Genomic DNA, 2,858 nt, shown 5'->3' on the forward strand with positions numbered 1-2,858 from the left:
CCACCAACTGCGCATCATCCGCCGCAGGATCAGCCAGCCACTCCTGCACCCACCCCAACACCAGCGCCGTGGCCCGAGCGACCGCAGCGGGCGCCTCCTCACTGCCCAGAGCAGAAGGCACCACCGCGACAATCGCCGGCGGAAGCTCCGCCCCCGCTACCTCCCCAAGCCTGCCCCACGCCGGCACAGCCGGACTTTCCGCGACAGGGAGCGGAGCCCAGTCCACCCCGAACAGCGAACGACGCACCTCACGCTCACCAGGACGATGAATATCGTCGGACGGAATTTCTCGCATCACCAGAGACTTGGCCTGGAACACCGGCTGGCCGGCTCCGTCGAACGCACTCACCGCGATCGACCCGTCCAACCCCGGGACGAGCACAGCCCTCAGATGACGAGCATCACCAGCAAGCAGCCGAACGCCCGACCACGCGAACGGCAGACCCACCCCGTCGCCAGACTCGCCATAGCCCCCGGCCAGCAAGCCGTGAAGCGCGGCGTCCAGCAGGGCCGGGTGCAACCCGAATCCCCCAGCGTCGGGTCCAGCTTCCGTTTCCGCTGCTTCAGGGAGTTCGGCTTCGGTATAGATTGCCTCCCCAATCCGCCAGACACTGCGCAGCCCCTGGAACGCCGGCCCGTATCCGTAGCCGCGCTCGGCCAAGTGGTCATAGACGTCATCAAGCGGAATCGGTTCGGCACCCGTAGGAGGCCACTGCACCACGGGCTCTGGAACCGGCGAATCGGCGGCCGAAAGCGTGCCGACCGCGTGCCGGACCCACTCACCCTCCGCGTCCCGCGAGGAGACCGTCACCGAGCGGCGACCGTCACCGTCCTCGTCGCCGACGTGCACCTGGATCTGCACACCGCCCTGGTCAGGCAATACCAGCGGTTCCTGCAGGGCGAGCTCTTCGAGGGTCCCGCAACCGACGAGATCACCGGCGTGGATGGCCAGGTCGACAAACGCCGTGCCCGCCAGCAGGACAGTGCCGTGCACGGCATGATCGGCAAGCCACGGCGCCGCCGCCACCGACAACCGACCCGTCAACACCACACCGTCACCGTCGGACAACCACACCGCAGCCCCCAGCAACGGGTGACTCGCCTCCTGCTGACCCACCGAGGACGCATCGCCGCCGCGCCGAAGCGCAGCCCGCGGCCAGAACCGCTGTCGCTGGAAGGGATACGTCGGCAGATCGACCCTGGGGGCGCGCTCATTTCCACCCAGCGCTGCGGCCCAGTTCACTTCAGCACCGGCGACATACGCTGCCGCCAGGGACCGCAACCACTGCTCCCGGTCACCCTCACCGCGCCTCAGACTCGGCGTGACCACCAGATCCTCGCCCGCCTGCGCAACCGCCATCCCCAGCACCGGATGCGCGCTGACCTCGACGAAAGTGCGGTGGCCCTCCCCCACCAGCCCGGCGATCACGTCACCGAAACGGACCGTCTGCCGCAGATTGCGGTACCAGTACCCGCCATCGAGCAAGGCCGTATCCACCACCGCGCCTTCGACGGTGGAGTAGAACGGCACCGTGCTGCTCACCGGCGACAGCCCAGCCAAGTCCTCGGCGATACGGTCCTCGACCGCCTCGACCTGCGCCGTATGCGAGGCATAATCCACCGCGATCTGCCGGACGCCCTGCCCCGCGTAGGCCGCTGCGAACTCCGCGCACGCCGCCGCCTCACCAGCCACCACCACCTGCCGTGGGCCGTTGACCGCCGCAACCGACAGCGCCGCACCCCACCCCGAGATCCACTCCCGCGCCTCATCCAGCCCCGCCGGAACCGAGACCATCCCACCCGTCCCGGCGAGCTGCGCCAGCGCACGACTGCGCAGCGCCACCACCCGCGCACCATCACCCAGACTCAGCCCACCCACCACACACGCAGCCGCGATCTCCCCCTGGCTATGACCCACCACCGCAGCAGGCTCCACGCCACTGGCGCGCCACAACCGGGCCAAACTCACCATCACCGCCCATGTGACAGGCTGCACCACCTCCACGCGCGCCATCATGTCCGCATCACCGAGCGCATCCCGCAACCGCCAGTCGACGAACGGCGCCAACGCCTCCGCGCAACCCTCCATCGCCTCCGCGAACACCGGCTCCTGATCCCAGAGTTCCAGCCCCATGCCGGCCCACTGCGCACCCTGACCGGCAAACACAAACACCGGCCGCACCACCGACCCCGCAACCCCAGACACCACCCCCGACGCCTGACCCCCCGCAGACGCAACCGCCAGACCGTCCAGCAACTGACCGCGATCCGCACCCACCACCACCAACCGGTGCGGGAAACCCACCGACCGCGTCGTAGCGAGAGACAACGCCACATCAGCGGACGTAAGTTCAGGGCGGGCAACAGCGAACTCCCGCAACCGCCCCGCCTGCTCCACCAACGCCGCACCCGACCGCGCCGACACCACCCACGCCACCGAACCAGGCGACGCCTCCGAACCCTCGTCCGCCTCATCGGTGTTGTGTTGCCGGGTTGGGTCCACTTCGCTGTCTTGCCAGTCCGACTCGAGATCCTGGTCCTCTTCCAGAACCAGGTGGACGTTGGTGCCGCTGATACCGAACCCCGAGACCCCGGCCCGTCGCGGACCCGGGCCGGCAGGCCATTCGCGGGACTCGGTGAGCAGTTCCACCGACCCGGCCGACCAGTCCACGTGAGTGGAGGGATCGTCGATGTGAAGGGTCCGGGGCAGCATGCCGTGCCGCATCGCGAGCACCATCTTGATCACACCGGCCACCCCGGCCGCAGCCTGGGTGTGGCCGATATTCGACTTCACCGACCCCAGCCACAACGGCCGGTCCGCCGGGCGGTCCTGACCATAGGTGGCCATCAGCGCCTGC

The 2,858-nt window shown here is 69.0% G+C and carries 1 protein-coding gene; it reads right to left on the minus strand.

Features of this window, described 5'->3' with window-relative positions; translation table 11 throughout:
• On the minus strand, positions 1–2,858 hold a 2,858-nt coding region (locus ACFVYN_RS41190; RefSeq protein WP_390008020.1), incomplete at both ends, for an acyltransferase domain-containing protein.

It is taken from the genome of Streptomyces sp. NPDC058307 (assembly GCF_042880295.1).
In the GTDB taxonomy this organism is placed as follows: Bacteria; Actinomycetota; Actinomycetes; order Streptomycetales; family Streptomycetaceae; genus Streptomyces.